General features: G+C 71.9%; 26 protein-coding genes and 1 pseudogene. 11 read left to right on the forward strand and 16 right to left on the reverse strand.

Annotated features, from left to right (window positions below; all coding sequences use genetic code 11):
• The 3 genes and pseudogenes from B7P34_RS24095 to B7P34_RS24105 all read right to left on the reverse strand — a co-directional run.
• Positions 1-510, reverse strand: a pseudogene (locus B7P34_RS24095) (hypothetical protein); the annotation flags it as partial.
• Between the two features lie 185 nt (positions 511-695).
• On the reverse strand, positions 696-1475 hold the full coding sequence (locus B7P34_RS24100; protein ID WP_106679706.1) for an HAD-IIA family hydrolase: 780 nt from the start codon (positions 1473-1475) through the stop codon (positions 696-698).
• 184 nt (positions 1476-1659) lie between these two features.
• Positions 1660-2460 (reverse strand): hypothetical protein, encoded by an 801-nt coding sequence (locus B7P34_RS24105; protein WP_106679708.1) that lies wholly within the window; start codon positions 2458-2460, stop codon positions 1660-1662.
• Between the two features lie 202 nt (positions 2461-2662).
• On the opposite strand from B7P34_RS24105, the gene B7P34_RS24110 reads away from it, so the two are divergent.
• Together B7P34_RS24110 and B7P34_RS24115 are read left to right on the forward strand one after the other, a co-directional pair.
• On the forward strand, positions 2663-2875 hold the full coding sequence (locus tag B7P34_RS24110) for a DUF5988 family protein (RefSeq protein WP_106679710.1): 213 nt from the start codon (positions 2663-2665) through the stop codon (positions 2873-2875).
• 2 nt (positions 2876-2877) lie between these two features.
• The gene (locus B7P34_RS24115) at positions 2878-3318 is read left to right on the forward strand and encodes a hypothetical protein (RefSeq protein WP_106679712.1); all 441 of its coding nucleotides are present in this window, start codon (positions 2878-2880) and stop codon (positions 3316-3318) included.
• On the opposite strand, the gene B7P34_RS24120 is transcribed toward B7P34_RS24115, so the two are convergent.
• Positions 3284-4432 carry an ROK family protein gene (locus tag B7P34_RS24120; RefSeq protein ID WP_223268167.1) on the reverse strand — a complete coding sequence of 383 codons (1149 nt, stop codon included), beginning with the start codon at positions 4430-4432 and terminating at the stop codon, positions 3284-3286. The genes B7P34_RS24115 and B7P34_RS24120 overlap by 35 nt on opposite strands.
• Before the next feature lie 61 nt (positions 4433-4493).
• Here B7P34_RS24120 and B7P34_RS24125 point away from each other — a divergent pair, with 61 nt between their 5' ends.
• The 3 genes from B7P34_RS24125 to B7P34_RS24135 all read left to right on the forward strand — a co-directional run bounded on the left by B7P34_RS24125 (position 4494) and on the right by B7P34_RS24135 (position 6862).
• Positions 4494-5648 carry a Gfo/Idh/MocA family protein gene (locus tag B7P34_RS24125; protein ID WP_223268168.1) on the forward strand — a complete coding sequence of 385 codons (1155 nt, stop codon included), beginning with the start codon at positions 4494-4496 and terminating at the stop codon, positions 5646-5648.
• Positions 5645-6145: a heme-degrading domain-containing protein gene (locus B7P34_RS24130; protein ID WP_223268169.1), complete on the forward strand. Its 501-nt coding sequence runs from the start codon at positions 5645-5647 to the stop codon at positions 6143-6145. Before B7P34_RS24125 ends, B7P34_RS24130 begins: the two co-directional genes overlap by 4 nt.
• Before the next feature lie 99 nt (positions 6146-6244).
• Positions 6245-6862 (forward strand): hypothetical protein, encoded by a 618-nt coding sequence (locus tag B7P34_RS24135; protein ID WP_106679716.1) that lies wholly within the window; start codon positions 6245-6247, stop codon positions 6860-6862.
• A gap of 52 nt (positions 6863-6914) precedes the next feature.
• Here B7P34_RS24135 and B7P34_RS24140 read toward each other — a convergent pair whose 3' ends face one another.
• Positions 6915-8078, reverse strand: coding sequence for an AAA family ATPase (locus tag B7P34_RS24140; protein WP_106679759.1), 1164 nt, complete (start codon positions 8076-8078; stop codon positions 6915-6917).
• A 235-nt stretch (positions 8079-8313) separates the two neighbouring features.
• On the opposite strand from B7P34_RS24140, the gene B7P34_RS24145 reads away from it, so the two are divergent.
• The gene (locus B7P34_RS24145; protein WP_106679718.1) at positions 8314-9450 is read left to right on the forward strand and encodes an FAD-dependent oxidoreductase; all 1137 of its coding nucleotides are present in this window, start codon (positions 8314-8316) and stop codon (positions 9448-9450) included.
• A gap of 86 nt (positions 9451-9536) precedes the next feature.
• Here the strand turns inward: B7P34_RS24145 and B7P34_RS24150 are convergent, their stop codons facing one another.
• The 3 genes from B7P34_RS24150 to B7P34_RS24160 all read right to left on the reverse strand — a co-directional run bounded on the left by B7P34_RS24150 (position 9537) and on the right by B7P34_RS24160 (position 12223).
• The gene (locus B7P34_RS24150; protein WP_189383011.1) at positions 9537-9914 is read right to left on the reverse strand and encodes a hypothetical protein; all 378 of its coding nucleotides are present in this window, start codon (positions 9912-9914) and stop codon (positions 9537-9539) included.
• 136 nt (positions 9915-10050) lie between these two features.
• Positions 10051-11469, reverse strand: coding sequence for a serine hydrolase domain-containing protein (locus B7P34_RS24155; protein WP_106679720.1), 1419 nt, complete (start codon positions 11467-11469; stop codon positions 10051-10053).
• 46 nt (positions 11470-11515) lie between these two features.
• Entirely contained in the window at positions 11516-12223 is a 708-nt protein-coding gene (locus tag B7P34_RS24160) for a hypothetical protein (RefSeq protein ID WP_223268170.1), read from the reverse strand.
• A gap of 127 nt (positions 12224-12350) precedes the next feature.
• Here B7P34_RS24160 and B7P34_RS24165 point away from each other — a divergent pair, with 127 nt between their 5' ends.
• Complete coding sequence (locus B7P34_RS24165) at positions 12351-12986, forward strand: TetR/AcrR family transcriptional regulator (protein ID WP_106679724.1); 636 nt, start codon at positions 12351-12353, stop codon at positions 12984-12986.
• Here B7P34_RS24165 and B7P34_RS24170 read toward each other — a convergent pair whose 3' ends face one another.
• Positions 12987-13418: a hypothetical protein gene (locus tag B7P34_RS24170; RefSeq protein WP_146166911.1), complete on the reverse strand. Its 432-nt coding sequence runs from the start codon at positions 13416-13418 to the stop codon at positions 12987-12989.
• A gap of 187 nt (positions 13419-13605) precedes the next feature.
• Positions 13606-14304 carry a hypothetical protein gene (locus tag B7P34_RS24175; RefSeq protein WP_106679728.1) on the reverse strand — a complete coding sequence of 233 codons (699 nt, stop codon included), beginning with the start codon at positions 14302-14304 and terminating at the stop codon, positions 13606-13608.
• A gap of 277 nt (positions 14305-14581) precedes the next feature.
• Here B7P34_RS24175 and B7P34_RS24180 point away from each other — a divergent pair, with 277 nt between their 5' ends.
• The gene (locus tag B7P34_RS24180; protein WP_106679730.1) at positions 14582-14917 is read left to right on the forward strand and encodes a hypothetical protein; all 336 of its coding nucleotides are present in this window, start codon (positions 14582-14584) and stop codon (positions 14915-14917) included.
• A 40-nt stretch (positions 14918-14957) separates the two neighbouring features.
• Positions 14958-15218: a hypothetical protein gene (locus B7P34_RS24185; protein ID WP_106679732.1), complete on the forward strand. Its 261-nt coding sequence runs from the start codon at positions 14958-14960 to the stop codon at positions 15216-15218.
• 75 nt (positions 15219-15293) lie between these two features.
• Here the strand turns inward: B7P34_RS24185 and B7P34_RS39790 are convergent, their stop codons facing one another.
• Positions 15294-15653: a DUF6255 family natural product biosynthesis protein gene (locus B7P34_RS39790; RefSeq protein WP_353620265.1), complete on the reverse strand. Its 360-nt coding sequence runs from the start codon at positions 15651-15653 to the stop codon at positions 15294-15296.
• Positions 15654-16000: 347 nt separating this feature from the next.
• On the opposite strand from B7P34_RS39790, the gene B7P34_RS24195 reads away from it, so the two are divergent.
• Complete coding sequence (locus tag B7P34_RS24195) at positions 16001-16879, forward strand: helix-turn-helix domain-containing protein (protein WP_189383013.1); 879 nt, start codon at positions 16001-16003, stop codon at positions 16877-16879.
• Positions 16876-17091 (forward strand): DUF397 domain-containing protein, encoded by a 216-nt coding sequence (locus B7P34_RS24200; RefSeq protein ID WP_106679738.1) that lies wholly within the window; start codon positions 16876-16878, stop codon positions 17089-17091. Before B7P34_RS24195 ends, B7P34_RS24200 begins: the two co-directional genes overlap by 4 nt.
• On the opposite strand, the gene B7P34_RS24205 is transcribed toward B7P34_RS24200, so the two are convergent.
• The 5 genes from B7P34_RS24205 to B7P34_RS24225 all read right to left on the reverse strand — a co-directional run bounded on the left by B7P34_RS24205 (position 17076) and on the right by B7P34_RS24225 (position 21460).
• Positions 17076-17300, reverse strand: coding sequence for a hypothetical protein (locus B7P34_RS24205; protein ID WP_146166912.1), 225 nt, complete (start codon positions 17298-17300; stop codon positions 17076-17078). The genes B7P34_RS24200 and B7P34_RS24205 overlap by 16 nt on opposite strands.
• A gap of 68 nt (positions 17301-17368) precedes the next feature.
• Complete coding sequence (locus B7P34_RS24210) at positions 17369-18226, reverse strand: fumarylacetoacetate hydrolase family protein (RefSeq protein WP_106679742.1); 858 nt, start codon at positions 18224-18226, stop codon at positions 17369-17371.
• Positions 18227-18336: 110 nt separating this feature from the next.
• The gene (locus B7P34_RS24215) at positions 18337-19449 is read right to left on the reverse strand and encodes an amidase domain-containing protein (RefSeq protein ID WP_223268172.1); all 1113 of its coding nucleotides are present in this window, start codon (positions 19447-19449) and stop codon (positions 18337-18339) included.
• Positions 19450-19745: 296 nt separating this feature from the next.
• Positions 19746-21266, reverse strand: coding sequence for a sodium:solute symporter family protein (locus tag B7P34_RS24220; protein ID WP_223268173.1), 1521 nt, complete (start codon positions 21264-21266; stop codon positions 19746-19748).
• The gene (locus B7P34_RS24225; RefSeq protein ID WP_223268174.1) at positions 21263-21460 is read right to left on the reverse strand and encodes a DUF3311 domain-containing protein; all 198 of its coding nucleotides are present in this window, start codon (positions 21458-21460) and stop codon (positions 21263-21265) included. The genes B7P34_RS24220 and B7P34_RS24225 overlap by 4 nt, the downstream gene beginning before the upstream one ends.
• Between the last annotated feature and the right edge of the window lie 31 nt (positions 21461-21491).

Here is a 21491-nt window from a genome sequence, read left to right on the forward strand (position 1 = left end):
GGGGACGGGCGCCACGGGGGCCGGCGGCTCGTGCGGCGCCCGGGGCGGCTGCGGGTGGACGGCGGGCCTGCTGTCCATCGCGCGCTCCCGGTCGCGCTGCGGCGACGGGGAGGGCGGTGGCGCCGCGTCGTCGGCGTGCGTGGACGGCAGGGGCTTGCCGTGCGGGACGACGGTCAGCTTGCCCTCGGCCACCGCGTCCTCGCCGTCGCAGGCGACCCGTACGGGATAGACGCCGGGGTCCACGGACGAGCGGACGGCCGCCGCGGCGAACAGGCCGGCCGAGTCCCTGGTGAGCCGGGCGTCGGCGACGAACGCCTCGGAGGCGGCGGTGGCCCGGTCGCCCGAGCAGCCGGCGACGCGCAGCTGCACCTGCCCGCCGGGGTGGGCGCTGACGGGAGTGAGTTCGATCGTTCCGGACATGGTGGCGGGCTCGTCGTTGGCGTGCGCGAGGGGCGCGCAGACGGCGACGGCCGCGAGAGCACCGCACAGGGCAAGACGGACAGAGTCCATGGTGAACCTCCTGACAGTCAGAGACTCACCTGCCGCTCCCCGCGGGCGCATCCGCTCCGTGGGCGGGTTGCTCCGTTCGGTGCCGGACGGGGCCCGTTCAGATCAGGCCCGCACCGGACGGCCGGGCGGTGCGGCCGGGCGGTGCGGCCGGGCCCGGCGATCCGACCCGGCGATCCGACCCGGCGTCAGACGAGGTCGACCAGGTCCGCGATCGAGTCGGCGACGCGGGAGGGCCGGAACGGGTGGCGGTCGATGTCCTCGGGCCGGGTCAGCCCGGTCAGGACGAGGAAGGTCTGCATGCCCGCCTCCAGGCCGGCGAGGATGTCGGTGTCCATCCGGTCGCCGATCATGGCGCTGCCCTCGGAGTGGGCTCCGATGGCGTTGAGCCCGGCCCGCATCATCAGGGGGTTGGGCTTGCCGACGAAGTACGGCTCGCGGCCGGTCGCCTTGGTGATCAGGGCGGCCACGGAGCCGGTGGCGGGCAGGGCGCCCTCGGCGGACGGGCCGGTCTCGTCGGGGTTGGTCGCGATGAAGCGCGCACCGGCGTTGATGAGCCGGATGGCCTTGGTGAGCGCTTCGAAGGAGTAGGTGCGGGTCTCGCCCAGGACGACGTAGTCGGGCTCGGCGTCGGTGAGGACGTAGCCGATGTCGTGCAGCGCGGTGGTCAGACCGGCCTCGCCGATGACGTACGCGGTGCCGCCGGGCCGCTGGTCGTCCAGGAACTGGGCGGTGGCCAGCGCGGACGTCCAGATGTTCTGGACCGGCACGTCCAGCCCGATGCGGGCGAGGCGGGCGTGCAGGTCGCGCGGGGTGTAGATGGAGTTGTTGGTCAGGACGAGGAAGGGCTTGCCGGATTCTCTGAGCCGCTTGATGAAGGCGTCCGCACCGGGCACGGGAATGCCCTCGTGCATCAGGACGCCGTCCATGTCGGTCAGCCAGGACTCGATCGGCTTGCGCTCTGCCATACGGGACTCCTGCCGTACGCGCCCGCTTCACCGGGCTCGGGGACTGCCGGGTCGCACCTCATCGTGCCGCGGCCTGTCCCTCCAGCGTAAACAGTCCCCGAGAGCCCCCCGGCCCACAGGACGGGCGGCCTCCGGGCCCGGCCGTCCGCCGGTGCCGGGTGCTCCGCCGCATCAGGTCGTCGCCTCAGCGGCCCGAGCGCCGGGCTCCCACGATCAGGGACGCCCCCGCGAGGAGCAGCGCGCCGGCCGCCGCCGCGATGGCGAGGAGGGGGCGCTGGGAGCCCGTGTCGGCGAGCAGGGGCTGTTCGCCGTCATCGGCGCCGCGCTTGGCGGGGGCGCTCGTGCGGTCCGGGGTCGTGCCGATGCCGAACGCGTAGTCGTTGGACTCCCCCACCCACTCGCCGTCGTCGCCGCGCCGCTGCACGGCGGTGACGTTGGCGGTCACGGGCCCTTCCGGGGCGCCCGCGGCGAAGGCCAGGCGGACGCGTACGGGGACGCTGCCGTGCGCGGGCACGGAGAAGCCGCCGAAGGCGGGGGCGGCCGCGGGTCGTGCGGCGGCGCGGTCCGCGCGGCCGGCGTCCGGGGCCGTGCCGTCGAAGACGCCGACGTTCTCGGCCTCGTCGGTCCGTTCGAAGCGGACGGGACGCCAGCGGCCGGCCCCGGCGTCGTAGAAGTCGAGCCGGATGTCGCCGGGCCGCAGCGCGCGGCCGCGGTCGGCGAGGACGGCGACGGGGTGCACGGCGCGGCACTCGGCGGCGGACCGGTTGCGCAGCTCCAGCCGCCAGGTGCGGGGCCCGGCTCCGCGCTCGTACGTCTCGGGGCCGCCGCTCAGCTCCGCGGCGATGGGGAAGTCGGGGGTGCCGGGGGCGGCGCAGCGGGGGCGGACGGGCTCCGGGCCGGCCGCCTGGTGCGCGGGGGCGGGGGCCGCCGTCGAGAAGATCGCGAGCGCGGTGGCGCCGAGGACGAGCGCACGGGGCTTGGGCATCGCGGGACCTTTGCGGTGGGGGTCGGTGGGGTCCGGTTGCTGCCTCGAACCTCCCACCGCCCGCCCGCGGGTCCCGGCCCGGCGCGGTCGCGTACCCCGACCAGCCGTCACATACCGCCCGATGAGCCTATTTTCGTGTCATCCGAGTGGAGCCGGTGCGCCTGGCCGTGCCGGCGGGGCGCCGCTCGGTCAGGATCGGGGCATGGCCACTGCTGATGCTGAGAAGTGCTTCCTCCAGGGCGGGCCGGAGGGCCTCCCGGAGCACGTCGTCGCGGCCCCGGCGCCGGGCGAGGAAGTGAAGGTGCCCTTCCGGGGCGGTTACGAACATTTCCGGCCCACCTCACGGCAGTGGGACACGCCCGGGGGCCGGCTGCCGGTCTACGAGTGGGCGGGCCGCACGGAGGTGGCGGAGTAGCGGTGGCGGAGGAGCGCGGCGGGAGCGGGGCGCAGGGCCCGCGGAGCGGGGACGACGCCGAGACGTACCGGAGGAACCCTCTCAAGGGCCTGGCCGGCCTGCCCCTGATCGGGGACCTGCTGGAGCCCTTCCTGGGGCACTACCCCGGCAAGGACCTGCCCGCGTTCTTCTCGGCGCCGCACTTCCGCGGCCGGTGGGAGGAGCTGGGCCCGGGCTCGTACGAGCGGGGCGGCCCCGTGCGGTCGGTGCTGGTGCCCTCGCGGCGCGGCCGGCCGGGCAAGGGGCCGCGGCCGCGGTGGGTGGTCACGCTGTACACCGGGCCGGGCGGGACGGGGACGAGCATGCGGTTCGAGGAGGGCGACGACGCCTCGGAGCTGGACGAGTCGTTCGCCGTGCGGGTCGCGTCGGTCAGGGTCGAGAGGTTCCTGGGGACGGGTGCGTGAGGCGGGCCCGGCCCTCGCGGCCGAACAGCGACGCCAGGACGAGCTCCGCGGCCCCTTCGACGACGGTGCGGTGCCCGGCCGGGGTGACGGCCACCGGCACGGCGTCGCCCGTGCCGCCGAGCACGTCCCGCACGCCGCTCTCGTAGGCGGCGGCGTCCCGCAGGAGCGTGCCGCCGCCGAGCAGCACGAGGTCGATGTCCAGGAGGCGTACGAGGTTGGCGGCGCCGGTGCCCAGCAGGCGAGCCGTCTCCGCGACGTCGCCGCGGGCGACGGCGTCCAGGCACAGCACCTCGATGCAGCCGCGGTTGCCGCAGGGGCACGGCGGGCCGTCCAGCCGGAGGACCTGGTGGCCGAACTCGCCGGCGCCGGTCCGCGCGCCCCGGTGCACCGCGCCGCCCAGCACGAGGCCGGCGCCCAGGCCGGTGCCGAGGTGGAGGTACGCGAAGGAGCCGGCCGGGCCGGCGCAGCCGCGGAGCACGAGGCCGAGGGCGGCGGCGTTGGTGTCCTTGTCGACGACGACGGGCAGGCCGAGCCGCCCGGCGAGGGCGTCGCGCAGCGGGAAGCCGTCCCACTGGGGGAAGCCGGTGACGCGGTGCAGGACGCCGGTGCGGTGGTCGAGGGGCCCGGGGAGGGCGACGCCCGCGCCGAGGAGGGTGCCGCCCGCCGCGGCGCGCACCCGCGCGACCTCCGCCGTCACCGCGTCCAGGACCGTCTCCGCGCCCGCCCCGAGGTCGAGGGGGGACGTGCGGGTCGCGGTCTCGGCGCCGGAGAGGTCGACGAGCGTGACCGTCAGGGCGTCGCGGTCGAGGTGCACGCCGACGGCGTGCGCGGCGTCCGGGACGAGGCGCAGGACGGTGGGCGGCTTGCCGCCCGTGGACGCCCGCCGGCCCGCCTCCGCGGCCAGGCCGGCGGCCCGCAGCCGTGCGGTGATCTTGCTGACGGCCTGCGGGGTGAGGCCCGTGCGGGCGGCCAGCTCGGCCCGGCTCGCGCCGTCCGGCCCGGCGTCGCGCAGCAGGCCGAGGACGAGGGCGGTGTTGTGGTCGCGGAGGGCGGTGAGGTTGGCGCCGGGGGCGGGAGCGGGGGCGGAGGTGGCGGCGGGCGACGTGCGGTTCACGGCTCCATTCTCGCTGCCGCTTGCGGTTTCGCAACAGCGTTGCCAAAGTGGAGGGCACTGCATGAACGGCATGGAGGGCGTGGACGGCATGAACAGCGGCAACGGGACCGGCGGAACCAGTGGGACCGCCCGGCGCGACGGCTTCCGGGTGGGCCTGATCGGCTACGGGCTGGCGGGCTCCGTCTTCCACGCCCCGCTCATCGCCGCCACGGACGGCCTCGTCCTCGACACCGTCGTCACCGGCGACCCCGACCGGCAGCGGCAGGCCGCGGCCGAGCACCCCGGGGTGCGGACGGTCGCGACCAGTGACGCGCTCTTCGAGCGCGCCGGAGAGCTCGACCTGATCGTCATCGCCTCCCCCAACCGGACCCACGTGCCGCTGGCCTACGCCGCCCTCGAAGCGGGCGTCCCCGTCGTCGTCGACAAGCCGCTCGCCGCGACGGCCGCCGAGGCGGAGGCGCTGGCCGGCCTCGCGGAGGAGCGCGGCCTGCTGCTGAGCCCCTTCCAGAACCGCCGCTGGGACAACGACTTCCGCACCGTGCGGCAGCTCCTCGCCGACGGCGCGCTCGGCAGCGTCCTGCGCTTCGAGTCCCGCTTCGAGCGCTGGCGGCCGCAGCCGAAGGGCGGCTGGCGCGAGTCCGGCGACCCGGCGGAGATCGGCGGCCTCCTCTACGACCTGGGCAGCCACGTCGTGGACCAGGCCCTCGCCCTCTTCGGCCCCGCCGCGGCCGTCTACGCCGAAGCGGACGTGCGCCGCCCGGGCGCGGAGGCCGACGACGACACGTTCATCGCCGTCACGCACGCCAACGGCGTCCGCTCCCACCTGTGGGTCAGCGCCACCACGGCCCAGCTCGGCCCCCGCTTCCGGGTGCTGGGCAGCGCGGCGGGCTACGTGAAGTACGGCCTGGACCCGCAGGAGGCCGCCCTCCGCGAGGGCCTGCGCCCCGGCGCCGACCGGTCCGGCTGGGGCGTCGAGCCCGAGTCCCTCTGGGGCCGCCTCGGCGCCGGCGAGTCCCCCCAGACGGGCGGCGGCGACCCCGTACCGACGCTCCCGGGCGACTACCCCGCCTACTACGCGGCGATCGAGACGTCCCTGCGCACGGGCGCCGAACCGCCGGTGACGGCGCGGGAAGCGGTGGCCGCGCTGCAGGTGCTGGAGGCGGCGAAGGTGTCGGCGGACGAGGGGCGCACGGTGCGGATCGGGGAGCCCCGGTGAGCTCCGGCGCGGCGGCGCCGGAAGACGTTGCGGCCCTGGAAGAGGTCGCGGCCCTGGAAGAGGACGAGCGCCGGCTGATCCTGGACCGCTTCGGCAACGACGACGCCTGGCGGCTGGGCGGCCTGCTCGTCGGCTTGGCCCGGGAGCGGGACGCGGCGGTCACGATCGGCATCCGCCGCGGCGCGCAGCGGCTCTTCCATTACGCGCTCCCCGGCACGTCCGCGGACAACGACGCGTGGATCGCGCGCAAGTGCCGCGTGGTGGAGCGGTACGGGGAGTCGTCGTTCCTGGTCGGCGCCCGCTTCCGGGCCAAGGGCCGCACGTTCGAGGAGTCCTCCCGGCTGGACCCGGACCGCTACGCGGCCCACGGCGGCGCGTTCCCGCTGCGCGTGCGGAGCACGGGCGTGGTCGGCGCGGTCGCCGTCTCGGGCCTGCGCCAGGCGGAGGACCACGCGCTGGTGGTGGAGGGCCTGGAACGGTTCCTGACGGAGGCCTGACGGAGCGTCGGGGCAGCCCCCCGCCCCCAGGGGTCGCCTCAGGGTGCCGTCAGGGTGATCACCGATGATCCCCGCTGCCCGGCGGCCCAGGATCGGACCATGACCCACCTCGCGCCGGGAGCGCCCGCGCTCACCCCGCTGTCCCGCTTCTGCCTCATCGCCGGCCCGGCGCTCATCGCCTGCTACGGAATCATCCGGCTGCTGTCCGACTCCGGTGTGCCCGGCCCGGGCTGGACGGCCGACCACCTGGCCCTCTTCTGCGGCCTGGCCCTGTTCGGGCCGGTCTTCCTCGGACTGCGCCGCCTCGCCCCGGCCGGATCCCCGGTGCGGCGCCGCGTGGCCGCCGTGAGCAGCGTCGTCGCGCTCGCGGGCCTCGCCGCCTCCCTCGCGCAGGCGGCCATCGACCTCGTCGTGGGCTTCCGGGCCGCGGACGGCCCGGAGATGAGCGACCTCTTCGAGCAGGTCCAGTCGCACGCCGCCGTCCACCTCGTCGTCTACTCCGCCGGGCCCCTCCTCTTCTACGCGGGCCTGGTCGCCCTCGTCGCGGCGCTCGTCTCCCGCCGGGGCCCCGTCACCGGCTGGACACTGGCCGCGATCCTGCTCGGCATCGTCGTCATGGGCGTCAGCCTCGACCTGATGCCCGTCGGGGGCATGCTCTTCATGCAGGCGCTCGCCTTGGTGGGAAGGACCGACCGCGACCGCGTCGCCGACGCCTAGCCCGTACGGGCAGCACGGGTGACGCGGGCAGCACGGCCAGCGGGCGGGCCCGTCAGCGCTTGGGCCAGTGCCAGAGGGGTTCGTCCAGCATGCTCTCGCGGCCGCCGACGTCCGTCTGCCCGGTGGCGTCCTTGACCAGGGCGATGGAGTTGACGTCGATGCGGTGGCGGGCCGCGCCGCGGCCGAGGGCCTCCGCCAGGCCGGGGGCGTGCGTCACCACCACGATCTGGGTGTCCCGCGCGGCCGTCAGGATCAGATCGGCCAGCGGGCCCAGCAGGTCCGGGTGCAGGCTGGACTCCGGCTCGTTGAGGACGAGCAGCGCGGGCGGGCGCGGGGTGAGCAGCGCCGCCGTCCACAGCAGATAGCGCAGGGTGCCGTCGGAGAGCTCGGCCGCGCCGAGCGGGCGCAGCAGCCCGCGCTGGTGCAGCATCAGCTCGAACCGGCCGCCCTCGCTGACGATCTCCACCCTGCTGCCGGGGAACGCCGCGTCCACGGCGGCGTCCAGCGCCTCGCGGTCGCCGATCTCGCGGATCGTCTGCAGCGCGGCCGCCACGTCGGCGCCGTCGTGGCCGAGGACCGGGGTGCGGGTGCCGATCTGCGCGCTGCGGGCGGGCGCGTGCGCGTCGGTCCGCACGTGGTCGTAGAACCGCCAGGACCGCATGTGGTCGCGCAGCCGCAGCAGGTCGGGGGCGAGCTCCGGGTCGGCGAGCTCGCCGAGCATGCTGTCGTAGGGGCGGACGGCGTTCACCGAGCTGTGCCACGTGCCTTGCGCGGTGCGGGTGCGGACGGCGGGGCCGGAGCGGTCCGACAGCAGGGCGGCGGGGCGCAGCACGGGCCCGGCCCAGGTGCACTCCCGCTTGATCTCGGGGTCCTGGTTGAACATGGACGGCTCGCCGCCGCTCCCCGACGTCGGTATCGGGTGCCCGAAGTCGACCGCGTAACCGAACTCGTCCCCCGCGAAGCCGAGCCGCAGGCTCGCCGCCGGGGAGCGGCCCGGGCCCTTCCGCTCCCCCGCCCACAGCGTGGACGCCAGCCCGCCCTCCCGCGCCAGCGCCGCGACCGCACCGCCCCGCGCCGAGTCGGCCAGCAGCCGCAGGGCCCGGTAGAGGCTGGACTTCCCGGTGGCGTTGGCTCCGGTGATCACGTTCAGCCGTCCCAGGGGGACGATCAGGCGGCGCAGGGAGCGGTAGTTCTCGACGGCGACGGTGGTGAGCATGAGACCTCTCGGGGCGTAGCGGCGCATAGCGGTACCTAGCGGTGCATCATTCCCGCCAGTGTGCCAAGAGGCACTGACAACGCCGCGTGCCCGCGGTCAGCGTGGTTGTCGGGGCGGTCGGCGGTGGTCGGTGACCTGTCGGCGGGCTGTCGATGACCTGTCGGCGGCCACCTGGACATTGGAGCCGACTGGCACCAGGCCGTTAACGGCACCGGCAAATCAAGAAGGAACCCCCATGACCACTGACGTCACGATCATCGGCGCCGGGCTCGGCGGCCTCACGCTCGCCCGCGTCCTGCACGTCCACGGAATACCGTCCACGGTGTACGAGGCGGAGGCCTCCCCGGCTGCGCGTTCGCAGGGCGGGATGCTCGACATCCACGACTACAACGGACAACTCGCTCTCGCAGCCGCCGACTTGATGGACGAATTCCGCGGCCTCATCCTGGAGGGCCGTCAGGCCATGCGGGTCCTCGGCCCGGACGGGACCGTCCTGTTCGACAAAGCCGACGACGGCACGGGCGGACGCCCCGAGGTGCAACGCGGCGACCTGCGACAGATCCTGCTCGACTCGCTCCCGTCCGGCACCGTCCAGTGGGGGCGCAAGGTCACCGGCGCCCGTGCCCTCGGCGAGGGCCGCCACGAGGTGACGTTCGCCGACGGCGGCACCGTCGTCACCAGCCTGCTGGTCGGCGCGGACGGCGCGTGGTCACGGGTCCGGCCGCTGCTCTCCACCGTCACACCCGAGTACACCGGCAAGTCGGTCGTCGAAACCTACCTGTTCGACGCCGGCACCCGGCACCCGGCCGCCGCAAAGGCGGTCGGCGGCGGGTCGCTGATCGCGCCCACGCCGGGCAGGGAGATCTTCGCGCACCGGGAAAAGGGCGACACCCTGCACGCCTACATGGTGCTGTCCGAGCCGCAGGACTGGTTCGCCGCCATCGATTTCGCCGATGCCGCCGCGGCCACCGCGCAGATCGCGCAGGAGTTCGACGGCTGGGCGCCGGAGCTCACCGCCCTGATCACCGAGAGCGACGTAGCGCCGGTCCTGCGCCCCCTCTACGCCCTGCCGACCGGGCACCGCTGGGACCGGGTGCCGGGGGTGACCCTGCTCGGCGACGCCGCCCACCTCTCGGCCCCGAACGGCGAAGGCGCCAACCTGGCCATGCTCGACGGCGCCGAACTCGGCAAGGCCCTCGCCGCGCACCCCGACGACATCGAGGCCGCGCTCACCGCATACGAGCAGGCCATGTTCCCCCGCAGTGCCGAGGCTGCCGTCTTCGAAGGTGGCGAGGGCCCCGGGACCGACTCCGGCAACCACGCATTCCACGACCTGATCGCCGCAGTCACCCGGCACGAGCAGTCCCGATAAGGCGGCATGCGCCGCCGTGGGGCGCAGCGCCCTCTGAACCGGCCCCACTGCACGGGGGCACGGTGCCTGTTGCGGCTTTCAGTGGCCTACAGCGTCAAAAGGGGCTCCAGGGAGCGCAGCTGCCGGCGGATCTCGTCCAGGGAAAGGGTCTGGTCACGCTCCAGGACGAGGTAGATGAAGATGCCGCCTTCGCGCAGCCGCGGCAGGGGCCGGATCATGTGCAGTTCCCTGTCCAGCGTGATCAGGATGTCTTCCACGCTGTCCGGGGGATAGCCGAGCAGTTCAAGCGTGTACAGCTTGGCACGCATGACGTCGCTGTCCCCGTAGGCGACCTTGTCCATGTCCAGCCCGCTGCCGCGGTCGAGCCAGCCCAGGACCCTGCGTTGGCGGAAATCGACTATCGCGACCCCGGTGGCTCCGCTGATCGCCAATGCCTTCTCCAGGGCAGTCTCAACGGTGTCCATCGGTGCACGACCTCCTTCGACCAGGAACCCGAGAGGGCGCAGTGACGCCCAGGCTCCCCGGCTGCTCAGAGCATGCACGCTAGCGGAGATGTCGTCCATCATGCATGCACTGAAACGGCCCGGGCCGCGGCCGCCGTCAGGCCGTGGCCTTCGCCGTGGCGCGCACGCCGAAGTGGACGTAGCGGCTGCCGTCGGCCAGCGCGTAGAAGACCACCGGGATCCAGCCGTCCTTCTCGTTGCGGCGTCCGGCGAAGACCGTTCTCGCCGGGGTGTCGGAGACCGGCGTCAGATTCCAGACGAGGGGGTCGAAGGTGCCCGCCAGACCGTCGGCGCCCTCGTACCTCAGCTGGAGGACGCCTTCGCCGGAGGGGCGGTCGGTGATGGTCATGAGGAAGCCCTCGCGCTTGTACGTGCCGGTGAACGGGGCCGTGTCCACCGCCGGAGGCTCCTCGGGCGGCCCGAACGCCGGCATGGAGATCCCGGCGAGCGCGGCGGTCAGTTCGCGGCAGAGCGTCTCGTAGACCTTGGGCGCGGCGCCGCCGCCGTTGGTCAGGAGGGCGATGGCGAGGCCCTTCTCGGGGATGGCGCGCAGGTAGGCGAGCTGTCCGAACGTGCTGCCGTCGTGGCCGAATCCGCGCGCGCCGTCCCACTCGAACAGGCCCCAGCCCAGGCCCCAGTGGGCGCCGAGGAACCACTCGTCGGGCATCGCGACCTCGCGGTTCAGCATGGCCTCCACGGCGGCGGGCGAGAGCACCCGGGTCCCGTCCGGTGCCGTGCCGCCGTCGATGAACAGCCGGGCGAACCGCACCACGTCGGCGGCGGTGGCGCTGATCCCGCCGTAGGGGCCGGCGGAGCGGGGCAGCATGTTCCACAGCGGGGTGGGGGCCGGGTCCTCGCCGGGGTCGCCCATGTGCCCCATCGCCGCGCGGAAGCGCAGCACTTCCTCGGGAAGGGTCATCGTGTGACCGAGGCCGAGCGGGGTGAAGAGCAGTTCCTTGAGCGCCTCGTCCCAGGTCTTGCCGGTGATCACCTCGGCGATCCGGCCGAGGACGTTGTAGGCGGTGCCGGAGTACGACATGGTGGCGCCGGGCGGGTTGGTCATGCCGACGTTCCGTGCGGCTTCGACGTAACGGGCCAGGCAGTCGTCGCCGCGGCCGGTGTCGTTGACGTAGTCGCCCTCGATGCCGCTGGTGTGGTTGAGCAGCTGGCGCGGCGTGATCGTGCGGGACGCCTCCGCGTCGGCGACGGCGAAGTCCGGCAGGACGTCCACGACGGGCGCGTCCAGGTCCAGCTTTCCGGCGTCGGCGAGCAGCACGGCGAGCGCGGCCGTGTAGCCCTTGCTGATCGAGCCGATCTGGAAGACCGAGTCCGTGGTCACCTCGACGCCGGTGCGGGTGTGCAGGATGCCGCTCGCCAGCTCGTGGATCTCCCCGTCGGCGAGCACGGCCAGGACGGCGCCGGGGACGTGGTGGGCGGCCAGGAGCTCGTCGAGCCGGGCCTGCCAGTGGGCGGTGTCGAAGGGCTTCGGTGCTTCTCGGTGCGCGTTCTCGGACATGCGGCTTTCCCCCAGTGGTGGTCAAGTGATGTGGCAGGGTCCGTGACTAGTCGGCCTGCTGCGGCCGCCTGCCGACGAACCGGGCCAGTGCGGCCATGGTCGTCCGCGGAGGCTGCCGGAGGTCGCGGTCGGGGTGGATCAGGCGGCCGCCCAGGGCCCGGACCAGGAGGCCGAGGACGAAGCCGTACACCGTGACCGTGCCGTGCCCGTTGGACTGGGCGAGCCACATGGCCAGGCCGAGCGCGGGTGCGGCGACCGCGAGGAGCACGTCCTTGCTCTCACGGCCGCGCAGCAGGAGGGCGGCGGCCAGGGTCGCGGCGAGGAAGTACGTCGCTCCCGAACTCCCCGCGAAGTTCCGGGGGTCGGTGCTGCCACCGCTCTGACCGAAGAGCGCGTCGATGTGCTCCGGCAGCAGGATGCCCGCGGCGAACAGGCCCACCATCAGGGGCCCGCCCCAGAACCACTCCGCGAGGGCGGCGATGACGGCGAGGGTGGCGATGTTCCACGCCCCGCCGAGGAACCCGCCGTTCTGCATGAAGACCGAGGTGACCACCCGCCACCAGCCCGGCTTGCTCGGGTCGCTGTCGAAGGCGTCCATCGCTCCCGACCAGCAGAGCTGTGTCACGACTCCGGCGAGCGCGACCGCGGTCAGGGTGACCGCGGCCCAGGGGATCCGGCGCCGGCCCACGGTGTCCTGCCCGACGAGGGCCAGACCTCCGTTGAGCATCAGAACCATCAGTGCCGCAGTGGTCACGTTGAAGAGCAACGCCCCCATCGCCACCAGCCCCCCTAGAACGCCGAATGCTTGTGCTGGACACGACATTAGCCGGGGCGGCGACCAGTTTCAAACACTGTTTGAAAATTGCCGCTAGGGTGATCCCATGAAGCTCACCGCAGACCGGATCATCGACGCGGGCATGGCCGTCTTCGCCGAGTCCGGCTACCACGGGTTGTCCATGCGACAGGTGGCGGAGCGCCTCGGCGCGCACGCCGGAAGCCTCTACTACCACGTGCCCAGCAAGAGCGCGCTGCTCCAGCTGATGGCCGACCGGGTCGCCCGGCAGGCGTACGACGCGGGCAGCGCCGCACTGGCCGCACTGCCCGAGGGGGCGGACTGGAAGGCCCGGATCGAGGCCCAGGTCGTGACGCTGCGGCGGAGCATCCGGCAGCACGCGGGCGGCGCGATCATGTTCGCCGACAGCCCGAAGATGCTCAGCGCCGGAGCGTTGTCGCTGATGGAGCGGCTGCTGCGCACCTTGAGCGACGCCGGCGTGCCCGACGAGCACCTCATCGTCGCCGCCGACACCCTGCTCAGCCACGTCACCGGCTACGTGCTCCAGGAGCAGAGCGAGCCGCCGGCCCTTCCCGTCACCGAAGCGGACGTCGCCGACCTCCCCGGGCGGTTCCCCCTCACCCTGGCCGCCGCTGCCGCCTACGACCAGGAGGAGAAGTTCCTCCGGAGCGTACGGATGCTCTGCGCCGGAATCGGGACGATGGTCGAGCCGGCCGGCGCCTAGCTAGTAGGTGAGCACCGGGCTCTTCACGAACTCGGCGAACTCGTAGTTCTTCCCGTTGGGAAGGATCTGCAGTTCGGCCCGGTACCGGTGCCCGGCCGTCGGGTTGGGCAGGGTGTAGTGGTAGTCCAACGGCCGGTCGCAGCGACGCAGTTCGCGCTCCCACTGCCACTCGGTCGTGTCGTCGAAGGCCACCAGCCGCATGCGGCAGTCAGCACCGGCGCCGGGCCAGTCGCTGCGGGCCTCAAAGAGGATGTCGCCGCCGCGGCCGCCATCGTCTATGAGGGTGACGCAGGCCTGCTTCGTCGCGGGGCCCGTGCAGCCCCCGCCCGTGGCCGCCGCCGCGGTTCCGGCGGTGCCGGCCAGCGCGGTGCCCGCGATCGCCGTGGCGGCCGACACCCAGGCCGCGGCACGCGGTAATACGCGAGAAAACATGATTCCCCCTTGCATGTCACAAATCTCCGGAAGATCACCGGAATGAAGTGCGCCGAGCATATGGGGGCGGAGAGGTTTCACGCCGTTGATTTTTGACGCGGAGTCAGGGAGCGGGCAGCGGCCCCCGCCCGGGCGCGCCTGGTCGCCGCCTCCGTAGTGCAGCAGGGACGCGGCCTTGGGGATGGCGTCAGTGACCCAGCGCGCGGCGCAGCGTGATCGCGTGATGGACGCGCAGGCGCCGCACCTCCCAGACCGAGAGCGCGGTCACCGACAGCGGGCCGCCGAGCATGAACGTGTACAGCACCTCCGGAGGCGCGGTGACGTCGGGACCGTTGAACAGCTGGAACGCGAAGAGCGACCAGACCAGCAGCGGTGAGATGAGTGCCGGGAGCAGCTGGTGCACGTCCTTGGCCATGAAGCACGTGAAGACACAGAGGTAGGTCGCCAGGAGCGTGTAGACGCTCGAACCGAGCAGCACGGCGACAGCAGCGAGCCAGCCGATGGCCAGGGCGAAGAAAGACAGCACGAAGCAGATGAATTCGGGAAGGCCCAGGCCGAAGAAGAAGTCCTTCAGCTCCTGGTCGCTGATGAGGTTGCCCTTGAGGGTCTCGACGGACACCCAGATGCAGAGGGGGCCCGCGGCCAGCAGAAGAGCGGCCGAGACCGGCCTGCGCAGCCGCCCGGCGAAGTCACGGCGCCTGGCCGGGGTGCTCGCGATGAGGAAGGCGGCTATGCCGACGACGCTTCCCACCGCCAGGATGCCGCAGGAGAAGGCCAGTTCGAGGAGCTTGCCGAGGATGAACTTCTGCCCGCCGCCGCTCAGCGGATAGGACGCGACCAGCCAGACGGCGGCGGCCAGGCCGAGTATCGTCCGCGCAAGCTGCATTCCGAAGATGAGGTTGTCCTCTACGCGCTCAGCCCCGGAAACATCCCTCGTCCAGGAGCGGAAGAACGCCCTCAGCGCGCCGCCGCCCGGAGCCGCGCGGTTGCCGAATCTCGCACTGGACCCGCTCACTTACTGTCTCCCCGTAACGCGTGCACTCCCTGTGTTCCGTGGGTCACGCGTGCACCGCCACGAACGCCGAACACTTTATCGGGCCGCGGCCCGGGCCTCGTATGATCCGATCACTCGTTACCCGGCGCGAAGGGCCCGCATCAGCACCATGGACAGCTCAGCGATCGAGCACGCGCAGCGGGTGGCGGCGCGGGTCACGGCCGAGGCCGCGGGTGAGGAGTGGCAGAAGCGTCACCACATGACACTGACGTTCTTCCTGGCCGGCGCCCGCTCGTCACACGAGGAGTTCCAGCACTCCCTGAAGCTGGACGCCTGGAGGAAGCAGCTTGTCGACTGCGTCGAGGCGGACGGCTGCACCAAGGTCGCCGAACTGCGGGAGGAGCTCCAGGGCTGGATCCTGTGGGAGCTCCAATATCGCGACAACGCCCTGGACGCGCTACTGAAGGCGTACCCCCCGCCGGTGCCGGTCCCGGACGGGGAGTAATGGCCTTGCTGTGATGCCGGTGCCCAGAGATGCTGGGCCGATGCCAGGTCAGCGGAAGAGACGACGCCAGCAGCAGAAGGACGCGCAGCGAGCGGCTGATCGCTTCGCGCCTGACGCGGGCCACTGGCAGGTGCTCTTCGAGACCCAGGACGAGTCGGAATGGCGCGCCCACATCCGCCGTCTCCGTGCGTCGGACCCGCAGATCGACTGGACGGCAGTGCGGATAGACACGCTCTGCGGGCGCCTGGTGCAGCCGACCACCTACCGGCTGAGCCTCTTCGTGCCGAGGATTGCGGGCTGACCACGGCGGCACCCCGCTCCCGGCGCACTTGTACGCCGGAGACCCGGCCGGACCGGCTGCTTGCGCGGCTCGCACCTACGCCACGGACCCGAGCCCCCACCATGCCCTCCTGCGGGGCGCGTTCGCGATCCACGTCGCCGCGGCGCGGTCCGCTCGGCGGGCGTCCCTCGGCTTCGGAGTGAGGGCGTGGGGCAGGCCCGGGGGCCGGACCGCGCCGTAGTCCGTGAAGCGGACGGTTCCACAGGACCTGCAGCGCTGTTCCCCGGGAACGGGGTACGTCCACCCCTCGCTGTGGTTGCAGCGGATCCTCACGCGGGCGCCCCTTCCGCCATGTGCACCCGCCAGTGCCGCCGCAGTGCGACGAGGGCGGCCCCCGACTTCGCCTCGTCCCCATCGTTCTCCGCTTCCCACCAGGCCGCCTTGAGCTCCGGGCACGTCGGGCAGTCCGCGAGGCCGCTGCGCTGTTGCGTTTCCGGGTTCCGCCGGACCTCAGCCCGTTCCGCGCTCGTCGCCAACCGCAGCGCGCCGAACGGTACGTCCCATTCCGTACCTCCACCGGGTGGACGTACGTGAACCCGCCCGCCCGTTCCCCCGATGACCTGTACGATCCGGCCATCCCGGGTGTCCACGACGAACGCGCCGTTCCTGTATGCCATTCCTCCACGCTCCTCCGCGAGTTCCGGACGCCCCAACCACAATGCACCTATTCCTAGAGGGATTTCAAACTACAATTTGTAGGGCTGCAATTTGTAGCGCTACAAATTGCAGGTCAGGAGGCCACGGTGGGACAGCAGGCGCAGCGCACCGCCAGGCGGCGGAAGCTGGGTGCGGCGCTCAAGGACGCGCGGGTGTCGGCAGGCGTGACGGTCGCACAGGCGGCGAAAGCGATCGACGGCGACAAGTCCAAGGTCAGCCGAGTCGAAACCGGATGCCAGCGCATCACCCGGCTTCAGCTGAACGCACTGATGGACCTCTACGGAGTGACGCAGAAGAAAACCCGCGACTGGCTGACCGCGCTGGCATCCGAGGAGCGGAAGCGGAACTGGTGGACCCAGTATCACGAGATGCTGCCCGGAGGATTCAAGGAGACCCTGCTCCTTGAGAATGATGCGGCCAGGATCAAGGTTTACCAGGCCGAGGTTATCCCGGGACTATTGCAGACCCCGAATTACGCCAGGACAGTCATGGCAGGAGCCCCCGACCCACCGACCGATGAGCAGCTCGACTTCTACGTCAAATTCCGCATGGAGCGCCAGCGCGTCTTCGAGCGCGAAGATCCTCCGCAGTACGTCTGCATCATGCCGGAGGGCGTGGTCCGTCAGCACATGGGCAGCACTGCCGCCATGGCCACCCAGCTCCGACGTCTAGTGGCCGCCAGCCAGTCGCCGCACATCACGATCCAGATCATCCCGTACACCCGGAACGCCTACGCGTGCACCGGCGGTTCGTTCAACCTCTACTCGTACCCGGGCCCGATGAACCTTGAGGTCGTCCATATCCCGTATCTCGACGGCGAGTTGTACCTGGAGGATGATGAGCCGGTGGCGAAATACCGCAAGGCCTTCGAGAACATTCAAGCCTCGGCTCTGTCGGCACAGCACTCCATCGAGCTGATCACCTCGATCGCAAACGACCTCGACCAGGAAGCGACGCACACGTGACACGCCACAGCCTGCCCACCCACCGGTGGCACAAGTCGTCCTACAGCGAGGCCCAGAACGCGGGCTGCATCGAAATGCAAGCCACCGAAGACCGGCTCGTCGCCATAGGCGACAGCAAAGCCCGCCCCCGCGGCGCATTCGTCTTCTCACCCGCCGCCTGGGCGACCTTCGTCCACTCCATACGCAAGGACACTCTTCAACCGGTCCGCTGACGCGGCCGGTTGCAAACCAACCCCAGAAGCCCCAGCGCCGCGCCCCCGGCAACTATCGCCGCACCCGTCAGCAGCAGGAAGCCGCCGGCAGGCACCCCGCTCCGGGGCGCGGTCGGCGCCCGGTGGCGCCCCGCGCCCGGCGGGGTGAACGCGCACAACAGCATCACCGTCATCGTCACCACCAGCACCGCGACCTTCGCCCTGCGCATATCAAAAAATATGCCCGGAACCCGGGCAAAAACCCCGCAGCACACGCCGAGCGCAGCGCAGTCGCGGCCTACGCGTCCTTGAAGACCTGTCGCTGCCGTCCGAGCCCCTCGATCTCCAGCTCCACCACATCCCCCGCCCGCAGGTACGGCTTCGGCTCGGGGCGGCTCAGTGCCACGCCTGCCGGGGTGCCCGTGAGGATCACGTCTCCCGGGTACAGGGTCATGAAGGAGCTGACGTAGCGGATCACCTCGCCGACCGGGAAGATCTGATCGGCCGTCGTCGCGTCCTGCTGCAGGGTTCCGTTCACCCATAGCCGTAGCCGCAGGTCCTGCGGGTCGGAGACCTCATCGGCCGTGGCGAGCCACGGGCCCAGCGGGGTGAACGTCTCGTAGTTCTTGCCCTTGACCCACGCGCCGCCGCGGTCGAACTGGTATTCACGCTCCGAGACGTCGTGGGCCAGCAGGTATCCCCCCACGGCGCCCATCGCCGCCTTCTCCGACTCCAGGCGGCGGGCCGTGCGGCCGATGACCACCGCCAGCTCGACCTCCCAGTCCGTCTTCTCGCTCCCCCAGGGAATGAGCACCGTGTCGTCCGGGCCGGCGACCGTGTCCGCGGCCTTCAGGAACAGCACCGGCTCGGACGGGATGACCGATCGCGTCTCCGCTGCCAGGCCGCGGTAGTTCAGGCCCACGCCCACGATCTTGCCGATGCGGCTGACCGGCGGTCCGAACCGCAGCCCGGAGGGGTCGAGGGCGGGGAGGATGCGCGCGCCGACCGCGGCGCGGATCCGGGCCAGGGCGGACGGGTCGGCCAGGAGGGCGCCGTCGACGTCCGGCACGAGCGCCGACAGGTCGCGGAGCGTGCCGTCCTCGTCCAGCAGCGCCGGGCGTTCCGCCCCCGCGGGCCCCACACGCAGCAGTTTCATCGCTTGATCGTCCAAGAGCGGAGGCGATCTCCGCAAGGGACGTTTCGGACTGCGAACAGCGAATTGTGGGCCACGCCCCAGAGGTTATCCGGACCGTGGCCCACGCCGCGTCACGTGCGATAGGCGTAGTAGACCGCTCCCGGGTAGGACGCGATGATGCTCGCGACCGACTTCCGGTAGGTGTTGGTCGAGTGGTACGTGACGTACGGGACGCCCATCCGGCTCCGGTACGTGGTGATCATGGAGTGGTCCTTGGACCCGTCACCGTCGAAGTCCATCTGCAGGATGTCGCCGACGTCCATCTGGTAGACGTTCGACAGGTTGGTCGCCCGCTTGGTGGACAGCGTGTGCCACGCCCACTCGTTGGCGCCGACCCAGGAGTCGGACTGGCTCGACTTGTTGTACCACCACTTGCGGTAGTCGGAGGTGTCCGAGCCCGGCACGTCCTTCCAGCCGCCCGCCTTCAGGGACTGGCTGATGAAGTTGGTGCAGTCGCCGCCCGCGACGTTGAAGCTGCGGTAGGCGGGGTTGTAGTTGCGCCAGTACTTCTCGGCGTAGGCGGCCATCGCCTTGTAGTCCAGACCGCCGTTGGCCGGGGTCAGGTTCTTCGGCTTGGCGTTGCGGCTGCCGGGGTACCGGGTCGAGGCCGGGCTGCCGTTGAGGTCGATGCTGCCGGTCGCGGCCACCGCGGTGCGGGGCTCGTTGATGGCGCCGGGGCCGTCGTCCTGCGGGCGGATGCCCGTGAGCTCCCAGTTCCCGCCCCTGCCGAGGGAGAAGCTGAGCTCGTGATGCGCGGTGAAGCCGGTGGTCGACGGCTCGTCTCCGCGGATCTTCTTGTACGTGAGCTCGGTGGTCTCGGTGACCCGGACCGTGGCGCGGTTGCCCTTGACGGTGGCCTTGTCGACCGACGTCCTGGTCTCGGCGGCGGTGTAGGCCTCGCCGAGGGCGGCGAGCCACTCCTTGCGCGTCTTGAGCGAGGACAGTCCGGTGTCCTCGGCCCGCGAAAGGCCGGAGGAGAGACGGACCTTCCCGTCGAGCCTGGTCGCCTTGCGGTCGGCCGTCGAGCGGGTGTCCAGCAGGACGGAGGTGCGGTCCTTCAGGATGGCGTCGGCTATTCGGCCGAAGGCTTCGACCGTGGCGCTGTCCGCCGTGCGGGAGTCCGGCTTGCCCGCCGCGAACGCGGCCGAAGTGGGCAGGAGAGCGGCCGTGGCGGCCACCGTCACAGCCGCCCCAACAGCGGCTCTGAATCTCGTTATGTGCACGATGTTTCCCCTTGTCGCCCGGCCCGATCGGACCGGGGACGGAATCTTCGCACAAACCTTGGATTACCGGTGGTACAGGTGATCATTGCACGGATGTGCGCCATCTCCCGAACACGTTCGGTCAAAATTGGTCCAGGCCGACGAGTCGGGTTCGTCGGCCTGGTCACAATTCGTCAGCCCGCGTCGGTCCCGCATTTCCCTTCGCATTTGCTCACGGCAACCGCCTTAGCCGGACAAGCAATCGAGCTATTCGCGCCTTATGCCGGAATCGAGTCCTCCGCTCGCGCGTCCGCCGGCCGCGGGTCCGTCGCCAGCACGTCCTCGTCCGGACGGTCGTCAACCGGCCGCGGCCCGAGCCACGACACCGCGAGCGCCACCACGAGGTTCACGCCCAGCGCGAGCGCCCCCGCGTTCACGCCCCACAGCGGGTCGTGCTCGGTGAAGACCAGGGCGCACACGAGCGTTGCGCCCGCAACGAGCCCGCTCACCGCGCCCCACAGCGTCAGCCGACGCCACATCAGCCCCAGCAGGACCATCGGCACGAGCTGGGCCATCCCCTCGTACGAGATGAGGGAGAGGCGCACGAGCGTGTTGGGTGTCAGGTACGTCAGGACGAGCGCGAGCGAGCCCGCCACGACCACCACGACCTGGGCCGCGAGCCGCTGCCGCCGCGGGCGGCCCGCCAGCGCCGGCACCGTGCCCAGCACGCTCTTCCCCCACATCGTGCCGATGACCAGCATGAAGACGGCCATGGGGACGATGGAGGAGAGGGCCGCGGCGACGCCGGTGACCCCGACCGCCCACGCGGGCAGCGAGTCCACGACGAGCTTGAACATGGCGAGGTTCGAGCCGGCGCCCGTCAGGCCCGGCACCACGAAGAGGGCCGCCATCCCCAGCAGCATCGGCACGAACAGCAGCACGTTGTAGAACGGCAGGAGCATCGCGTTGCGACGCAGCGCGTCGGCGCTGCGGGCGCCGAGGTAGCCCGCGACGGTGGTCGGGAAGATGACGACCGTCAGGGAGTTGAGGAAGCTCGTGGTCGCGAACCAGGTCGCGTCCAGGCCGCTGCCGCCGTGGCCGGAGAGCGTCAGCCACGCGGGCTTCTCCGCGACGAGGCGGTCCAGGAAGGGCCCGTAGCCGTCGAAGTAGTGGTTCGGGACGTAGATCGCGAGGAAGGCGAGGGTGACGATGACGAGGACGTCCTTCAGCACCGACACCCAGGCGCTCCCCCGCAGCCCGCTCACCACGACGAAACCCGTCGTCACGGCGAAGGCGATGAAGTAGGCCCAGTTCAGGCTGATGGCGCCGTACGAGATCGTCGAGACGACGACGCCCATGCCCGTGATCTGGAGCTGGATGTACGGCAGCAGGCACACCGTCGCCAGGATCGCCACGGCCGTGCCGAGCCAGGGGCGGCCGTAGCGGTGGGCGACCATGTCGGTGATGGTGACGAGGCCGTGGCGGCGGGCGTAGGACCACAGCGTCGGGCCCACGACGTAGCCGATCGCGTAGCCGCAGGACATGTAGGCGATGACGTAGAGGACCGGGGCGCCGTGGTTGTACCCCCACCCGGCGGCCCCGAGGTAGCTGAAGCTCGTGTAGCCCTCGCCGGCCATCAGCACCCAGATGAAGACCGTGCCGAGGCTGCGGCCGCCCACGGACCACTCGGCGATGCCGGTGGTGCGGCCCCGGCCGCGGACGGCGAGCAGGCCGAGGGCCACGGTGAGCACCATGAAGACGCCGAAGACGGTCGTCGCGACCGCCGCGTCGCCGCTCACGCGCGCCCTCGCTTGCGGTCGCCCCGCCAGGCGAGGAAGACGGCGGCGGGGGTGAGGAGAGTGGCGGCGAGCAGCCAGAAGAAGAGGAAGGGCAGGCCCAGGACCGTCGGCCGCACGCGGTCGACGAGGGGCAGGACGCCGAGGAAGAGGACGTAGGGGACGAGCAACCACAACAAGTTAGGACGTTTGAACACGGGGTGACCCTAACCGGGCCGGGGTCGGCGG

It is taken from the genome of Streptosporangium nondiastaticum (genome assembly GCF_003011965.1).
Lineage (GTDB): Bacteria > Actinomycetota > Actinomycetes > Streptomycetales > Streptomycetaceae > Streptomyces > Streptomyces nondiastaticus.